Consider the following 6,856-nt stretch of genomic DNA (forward strand, 5'->3'; position numbering starts at 1 on the left):
AAACATCCGCGTCATTCAACGCTTCCCACACAACACCACGACCTGCAAACAAACGGTACTCACCTACCAAATCCATGGAAACCCTCCCGGCTTCGGCGAACCCGCGCCGAGCCCGCGGGTCCTGGCCGGCACCCGCGTCCTGACGACGACGGGCCTCCCTGCGGCCACCCTCAGGAAAGGACAGGCAGCCGGCCTTGTACACTGTACTTTCGGTCGAACGTCCCCCGATGCGCCACGCTTGTCAGAACGAAGGCGTCAGCCCTAGAGTGAACCCCAGTCGCGCAGCCGCGCCCGGCCACCCTCGTGCCGGCCGGGCAGGGCCATCGCGGCGAGAGGGAGGAAAACGTGCAGCCGAATGGCGGCATCGACCAGGCCTGCGGCATCGTCGCGCTCGAATGCGACGATCCGCACGACGCCTGTTTCTGGACGCGTGTCGCCGAGGCGCGCATGCGTGTCGGTGCGGGCTTTGCACTCGGGTTCTTTTCGTCCTCCCGCTTCGCCGCCGGCCCGCTCGGCGCGGCCCTTGCGGATGCCTGCCCGGGTCTGCGCTATGCCGCCTGCTCGACGGCCGGCGAGATCACCCGCGCCGGCGTCTCGGAAGGCAATCTCGTCGTCATCCTGTTTCCGGCGGCGAGTTTCCGTATCGAGGCGCTGTGCGTCCGCGACCTGCGCAATGCCGGAATGGAGCGCATCGTCGCCCAGGTGAGCGAGGCCAAGCGGACCTTCATCGCAGCCGGCGCGCCCGAGACGGAAACCAGCGCCAGCCGCTTCGCGCTCTGCCTGATCGACGGGCTTTCCTTTGCCGAGGAAGCGGCGACCGCCGCCCTCCACTGGGGCCTCGACGACGTGCCGCTGCTGGGAGGATCGGCCGGCGACGACATGCGTTTCGGTGCGACCACGCTGATCCTCGACGGAGAACCGGCCAGCGACGCCGCGATCCTGATCCTTGTCGAGACGCCGGTTCCCTTCCACATCTTCAAGACCGACAATTTCGTGCCGACGCCGAACAAGCTGGTCGTCACCCGGTCCGATCCCGACCGCCGCATCGTGCACGAGTTCAACGCCGCGCCGGCGGGAAGCGAATACGCCCGGGTCATCGGCATCGACCCGGGCAGCCTGTCGCCGATGAGCTTCGCCTCGCATCCGCTCGTCGTGCGTGTCGGAGGCGAGTACTATTGCCGGTCGGTGCAGAAAATGAATGGCGACGGATCGCTCTCCTTCTTCTGCGCCATCGACGACGGCATCGTCATGACCGTCGCCGAGCCGGCCGGCATGACGCGCACCACGCGGGCCGCCTTCGACGCGGTGCGCGAGCGCATCGGCGGCATCGATTTCGTCCTCGGCTTCGACTGCGTGCTGCGCCGGATCGATGCCCGCAACCGGCAGGTGACCCATCGCATCGCCGAGATCTATCGCGACAACAACGTCATCGGCTTCAACACCTACGGCGAACAGTATCTGTCGATGCATCTGAACCAGACCTTCACGGGCATCGCCTTCGGTCCCGGAACGGCGCGGGAGGCCGGCGCATGAGCATCCTCGACATCGACGACGTCGACCGGCTGAAGAAGATCAACGACGCGCTGCTCAACCGTGTCGAGCGGGCGATGGACCAGCAGCGCAACGCCTTCTCCCTGTTCCAGACGGCGATCGCGCTCGAGGGCCAGGTGCGCCGGCGCACCGACGAGCTCACCTCCACCTTGCGCAACCTGGAGCGCACCAATGCCGAGCTCGCCCGGCAGAAGGAGATCTCCGAACGCGCAGACCAGTCGAAGACGCGCTTCCTGGCCGCTGCCAGCCATGACGTGCTGCAGCCGCTGCATGCCGCGCAACTGACCATGTCGGCGCTGCACGACCTGCAGGAAAACGAGCGCGGCCGGGCGATGGTGACCCAGGTCGAGCGGGCCCTGGACACGATGAACGAGCTGCTGCACACGCTGCTCGACATCTCCCGCCTCGATGCCGGCGTCATGGTGCCGAGCCTTTCGGCGGTGCCGCTGACCCCGGTGATCGATTCGCTGCTTTCCGACCTGCGGCCGATCGCCGAGGCCAAGGGCCTGCGCCTGCAGACGGCCATCGCCGGGGACCATGTCCGCTCCGACCGCACGATGCTGCGCCGGGCGCTGCAGAACCTGATCTCGAACGCCATCCGCTACACCGACCGCGGCGGCGTGCTGATCGGCACCCGCCGACGCGGCGACATGATCGCGATCGAGGTGGTCGACACCGGCTGCGGCATCCCCCTCGACCAGCGCGAAAGGATCTTCGACGAGTTCCACCGGGGCTCCCCGGCCAGGGAACGCACCGGGCGGGACGGAGACTGCGCCCTCGGCCTCGGCCTGTCGATTGTCAAGCGGCTGGTCACCACCCTCGGCCACGAGCTCAGCCTGACCTCGGAAGTCGGCAAGGGCAGCCGGTTCCGCATCCTCGCCAGGCGCTGCGAGGCCATGCAGGGCGCGGACACGCCCCCTTCGCCGGCACCGCACCAGCCCCGCGACGCGACCCTGTCCGGCCGCCGGGTCCTGCTCGTGGAGAACGACCCGGACGTGACCCGCGCCATGTCGGTGCTGCTCGACGGCTGGGGCTGCGATCACCGGTCCGCGGCCAGTCAGGGCGAAGCCCTGGGCGTGCTCGATCAGGGCTTCGTGCCGGATCTTGTCATCGCCGACCAGCATCTCGACCATGGCGATCTTGGCACCCGAACCGTGGCCGTGCTGCTGCACAGGCTCGGCCGCCACCTGCCCGTGATCCTGGCCACCGCCGACATCACCGAAACGGTCATGCACCAGGCGGCACAGCTGGGTGCCGAGTTCATGGCAAAGCCGGTGAAACCGGCGCAGCTGCGGGCCCTGATGGCCCACATGCTCGCCCGCGCGCCCTGAAGCCCCGACAAGCGCGGCGTGCAGGCGAGGCCCCGCTACCCCGCCGCGCTGCCGAAGGGATCGGCCGGGTCAAGGTCGGAGATCTGGTCAAGCCGCGACATTTCGATGACCGCCTGGGTGCGGCTGTGAACGCCGAGCTTGCGCAGGATCTCCGAAACATGCGCCTTGACCGTGGTCTCCCCCACCTGCAGCTCATAGGCGATCTGCTTGTTGAGCAAGCCGTCCCGGATCATGCCCAGCACCTTCAGCTGCTGCGGCGTCAGGCTTGCGACCCGGGCGATCATGTCGCGCGCGCGCGTGTCGAGTTGCGCCTCGCCGGCCACCGCCAGATTCTCCGGCACGAACACCGCCCCGTTGATCACCTTCTGGATCGCATCGGCAAGGGCCGCCTTCTTGAAGGATTTCGGAATGAAGCCGGCGGCACCATAGGCAATGACCTGGGACACCACCCGCGGATCCTCGTGACCAGAGACGACAACCACCGGCAGGCGCGGGAAATGGGTGCGCAGATGCAGCAGCCCGTCCATGCCACGCACGCCGGGAATGTTGAGGTCGAGCAGGGCCAGGTCGAAACCGCACTCGCCCGCCAGGATGTCGCATGCCTCCGGCAGGGAGGCGGCATCGAGCGTTTCCGCATCCGGATAGGCGAGCGTCACCGCACTGTGCAGCGCCTCGCGGAACAGCGGGTGATCGTCGATGATCAGGAACTTCGTCATTATGCCGGCATCTGCTGTCATCTCGCTCGCTCCGACCATCACACCGACAGCCGCATGTTGAAAGCGGCGCGGCGCGACCCGTGACGGGGCCGGACAGTCCGGCACCCGCTGGAGAGCAAGTTTCACGAAGCCCGCAGCGCCCGGCAAGCGGACTAAAGGACGAGAGAGGACCCGCACGCGCAGGTCATGCGAAGCGGGTGAACAGCTCCGCCTCGTCCGCCTCCGCATCGCCGACCGCCTCGAAGCAGACGACGGAGCCTTCCGACAGGTTGACGTTGTAGGCGAAGCCTTCCGCGCACAGGCCGGAGAAGATCTCGATCACCCCGGCCTTGCCGATGCGCTGGGGATGCAGTTCGAGAATGATCCGCTGCAGTCCGCCCTTTCGCAGGTTGCGCAACAGGTCCAGCTCCGCCCCCTCGATATCGGAAATCAGCACGGTGATCCCCTTGTCGGCGATGAAGGCGGAGGCATCCACGGCCGGCACGCGCACGGTCTCGGTCACCCCGTCCTGGTCCTGGCCGATGCCGGAGCGCCAGAACTCGCGATGCAGGGTGAACTCGACGAACCCCTTTTCAAGCACCTGCGGATCCGTGACGAAGGCCGCGTTGATCACCTCGACGCCCTCGACCCCGTTGCGGACATGCGTCTCGCGAATGTGAGGGACAAGCCGTGCATCGGCCTCCACGGCGGCATAATAGGCCGGGCCGACATTGCGCATGACACCGGCGGAAATGAAGCCGACGCCGGCGCCGAGCTCCAGCACCCGGTCATCCTTCCGCACGAAGCGCGAGGCCATGGCGAGTTCCGAAGCCTCGTAGCGGCCGCGCCGGATCTCGGTGACGATCCGCTCGTTGGCGACCTCCTCGTCGAGGCTCAGCACCAGTCCGCTGGTACCATGGGTTACGAGCTGTCCCGACATCCTGTTCACTCCCTCGTGCTTGTCACCGCTTCGGCCGATGCCGCCCGCACCGCCGGACTGCCCGATCCGTGCCCTTTCTTCGACGACGCGGCGTCAAGGACGGCTCTGCAACCAAATATAGGTAATTATTACAATACTCGCATTGCGCGTATTCGACCTTCTCCTTGTCGCAAAGCTCGCAAGCTCTGGCAAGGGGCCCCGATGCGGAAGAAACCGTGAAAACGGGCAAGGGGGAAAGCCGCCGGTTCAGGTGGTCAGGCCGTGGATGGCGGCAACCATCTGGCGACCGGCATCGGCGAGCGTGCCGCTGTTGTCGATGATCGCGGCCGGCTCCACGGGCAGCGGTTCGCTCGCCCGCGCAATGCGGTCCGCGATTTCACTGGCGCTCTCGCGGCCCCGCGCCGACAAGCGGCGGGCCAGGACCTCGGGGCTCGCGGTGATCGAGATGACGGCAAGGCCAGGGAAACGCTCCGCCATTTTCGCCAGAACCTTGCGCGAGCCGTTGACGACTGCCGGACGGCCTGCCTGCAGATGGTCGCCGAGCGCGGCGGGCAAGCCATAGCCCAGGCCATGCGCACGCCAGCAGAATGCGAAGGCGCCTTCGGCTTCCGCCCGGTCGAACTCCTCCCGGCTCATCGGCAGATGCGCCTCCGCATCGCCGGTGGCCGGCCGGGTGATCGTCCTTCGCACGAACAGCAGTTCCGGCCGGTCGGCAAAAGCCTCGCGGGCAAGCGCCAGAAGGCTGTCCTTGCCGACGCCGCTGGGGCCGACCACAGCGACGAGGCGGCCTTGCGGATCGGTCATGGCGGGGTCCCCGGCGCTCACACCACCCGCCGCCCCTCGCGCCACACGGTGCGCACGATCGGGATATGCTCCTCGACCCGCACACGCACCAGATCGGCGCGCTTGCCGACGGCGATCTCGCCTCGATCATCGAGCCCGGCGGAGCGCGCCGGGGTTTTCGACACCATGGCGATCGCCTGCGGCAGGTCGATTTCCTCCACCACCTCGCCAAGGAAGAAGGCGGACTGGATCAGGCTGAAGGGGATGTAGTCCGACGACAGGATGTCGAGCAGGCCGTGGCTGGCCAGTTCCCGGGCCGAGACATTGCCGGAATGGGAGCCGCCGCGCACGACATTGGGCGCCCCCATCAGCACCGCCAGCCCCTGATCCTTCGAGGCGCGCGCGGCCTCCAGCGTCGTCGGAAACTCGGCGACACAGATGCCGAGCCCGATGGCCTCCTCAACATGCGCATTGGTGGCATCGTCATGGCTCGCCAGCACGATGCCGCGGGCGCGGGACTTCTCCGCGACGACCTTGCGATTGGCGTCCGACCATTCCGCCGACTCCGCCATGCGGCGCTCGCAAAACGCGTTGAACTCCGCATCGCTCATCTTCATCTTGCCCTTGTAGTAGACCGCATAGGCCTCCAGGCTGGCGAACTGGCGCTGGCCGGGCGAATGGTCCATCAAGGAGGCGATGCGCACACGCGGATCATTGTCGAAAACCGCAAAGCTTTCGAGGCAATTGGGCGCCGACACCTCGCAGCGCAGGTGGATGAAGTGATCGGCGCGCAGCCGGTCCTTGGCGACCCCCGCCTCGATGGCATCCGCCAGCCGTCGCATGTCCTGCGAGGTGATGTCCGTGTCCTCGTCAAGACCGACGCGCAGCGCGTCGAAGACGGTGGTGATGCCGCTGGCCGCGATCTGCGCATCATGCGCGCATACGGCGGCAATCGGGTTCCAGCGAACCTTGGGGCGCGGCGCGTAGTGGTTTTCCAGATGGTCCGTATGCAGCTCCACCAGACCCGGGATGACATGATCGCCCTCCATGTCCTCGGCTCCGGGAACCGTCGAGGGCCCGCTGTCGATGCCGGCAATCCTGCCGTCCCGGACATGAAGCGATCCCTCGATCACTTCCCCGTCCAGCACGATCCGGGCGTTTGTCAGCGTCATGTCCATGTTTCGGTCTTTCCAGGCAGGTCGGCCATCTCGCGGCCGGGCTCGGCGACGCCGGCAAGCGCCACCTCGTGAAGGCATGTGAAGGGGACACCGGGCGCGGTCTCGACATAGAGCGCCAGCCGGTCCATCGCCACCGGCTCGGCCAGCACGTCGCCGAAATGCGCCTCGAGCACCGGAAGAACCCGCGCGGCATCTTCGGCGCGGAGCCGCTCGGTGAGCGTCATATGAAAGCGGAATGCGTCGAAAATATAGGGATAGCCCCAGGCCTCCAGATTGGCGCGCAAGGGCGGAGCGAGCCGTTCCGGGTTCCGCCTCGCCAGGTCGGCTTCGCTGAGCGGCGCACGGAACCGGTCGAAATGGCGGACGATATCGGCCGCC

Annotated in this window: 7 protein-coding genes; 2 read left to right on the plus strand and 5 right to left on the minus strand. The window is 67.2% G+C overall.

The features are described from left to right. Positions 1–345: 345 nt before the first annotated feature. Together ACN0T5_RS21255 and ACN0T5_RS21260 are read left to right on the plus strand one after the other, a co-directional pair. Positions 346–1,533 carry an FIST N-terminal domain-containing protein gene (locus tag ACN0T5_RS21255; protein ID WP_417770601.1) on the plus strand — a complete coding sequence of 396 codons (1,188 nt, stop codon included), beginning with the start codon at positions 346–348 and terminating at the stop codon, positions 1,531–1,533. After that, positions 1,530–2,882 carry a hybrid sensor histidine kinase/response regulator gene (locus ACN0T5_RS21260; RefSeq protein ID WP_417770602.1) on the plus strand — a complete coding sequence of 451 codons (1,353 nt, stop codon included), beginning with the start codon at positions 1,530–1,532 and terminating at the stop codon, positions 2,880–2,882. Before ACN0T5_RS21255 ends, ACN0T5_RS21260 begins: the two co-directional genes overlap by 4 nt. Positions 2,883–2,917: 35 nt before the next feature. On the opposite strand, the gene ACN0T5_RS21265 is transcribed toward ACN0T5_RS21260, so the two are convergent. From ACN0T5_RS21265 to ACN0T5_RS21285, 5 genes are all read right to left on the minus strand, one after another. After that, on the minus strand, positions 2,918–3,619 hold the full coding sequence (locus ACN0T5_RS21265; protein ID WP_417770603.1) for a response regulator: 702 nt from the start codon (positions 3,617–3,619) through the stop codon (positions 2,918–2,920). A gap of 163 nt (positions 3,620–3,782) precedes the next feature. Next, positions 3,783–4,517, minus strand: coding sequence for an FkbM family methyltransferase (locus ACN0T5_RS21270; protein WP_417770604.1), 735 nt, complete (start codon positions 4,515–4,517; stop codon positions 3,783–3,785). Positions 4,518–4,763: 246 nt separating this feature from the next. Next, positions 4,764–5,321, minus strand: coding sequence for a phosphonate metabolism protein/1,5-bisphosphokinase (PRPP-forming) PhnN (phnN, locus tag ACN0T5_RS21275; protein WP_417770605.1), 558 nt, complete (start codon positions 5,319–5,321; stop codon positions 4,764–4,766). Between the two features lie 17 nt (positions 5,322–5,338). Then, positions 5,339–6,478, minus strand: coding sequence for an alpha-D-ribose 1-methylphosphonate 5-triphosphate diphosphatase (locus tag ACN0T5_RS21280; protein WP_417770606.1), 1,140 nt, complete (start codon positions 6,476–6,478; stop codon positions 5,339–5,341). Beyond that, positions 6,469–6,856: DUF1045 domain-containing protein (locus tag ACN0T5_RS21285; protein WP_417770607.1), on the minus strand; the 388-nt coding region annotated here is incomplete at its 5' end. The genes ACN0T5_RS21280 and ACN0T5_RS21285, both read right to left, overlap by 10 nt.

Origin of the sequence: Stappia sp. (assembly GCF_048261845.1) — a bacterium.
In the GTDB taxonomy this organism is placed as follows: Bacteria; Pseudomonadota; Alphaproteobacteria; order Rhizobiales; family Stappiaceae; genus Stappia.

Excerpts from the sequence above, each read along its gene's own strand:
- phnN (WP_417770605.1), bottom strand. The coding sequence starts at position 5,321 with ATGACCGATCCGCAAGGCCGCCTCGTCGCTGTGGTCGGCCCCAGCGGC.
- ACN0T5_RS21260 (WP_417770602.1), top strand. The coding sequence starts at position 1,530 with ATGAGCATCCTCGACATCGACGACGTCGACCGGCTGAAGAAGATCAAC.
- ACN0T5_RS21270 (WP_417770604.1), bottom strand. The coding sequence starts at position 4,517 with ATGTCGGGACAGCTCGTAACCCATGGTACCAGCGGACTGGTGCTGAGC.
- ACN0T5_RS21265 (WP_417770603.1), bottom strand. The coding sequence starts at position 3,619 with ATGACAGCAGATGCCGGCATAATGACGAAGTTCCTGATCATCGACGAT.
- ACN0T5_RS21280 (WP_417770606.1), bottom strand. The coding sequence starts at position 6,478 with ATGGACATGACGCTGACAAACGCCCGGATCGTGCTGGACGGGGAAGTG.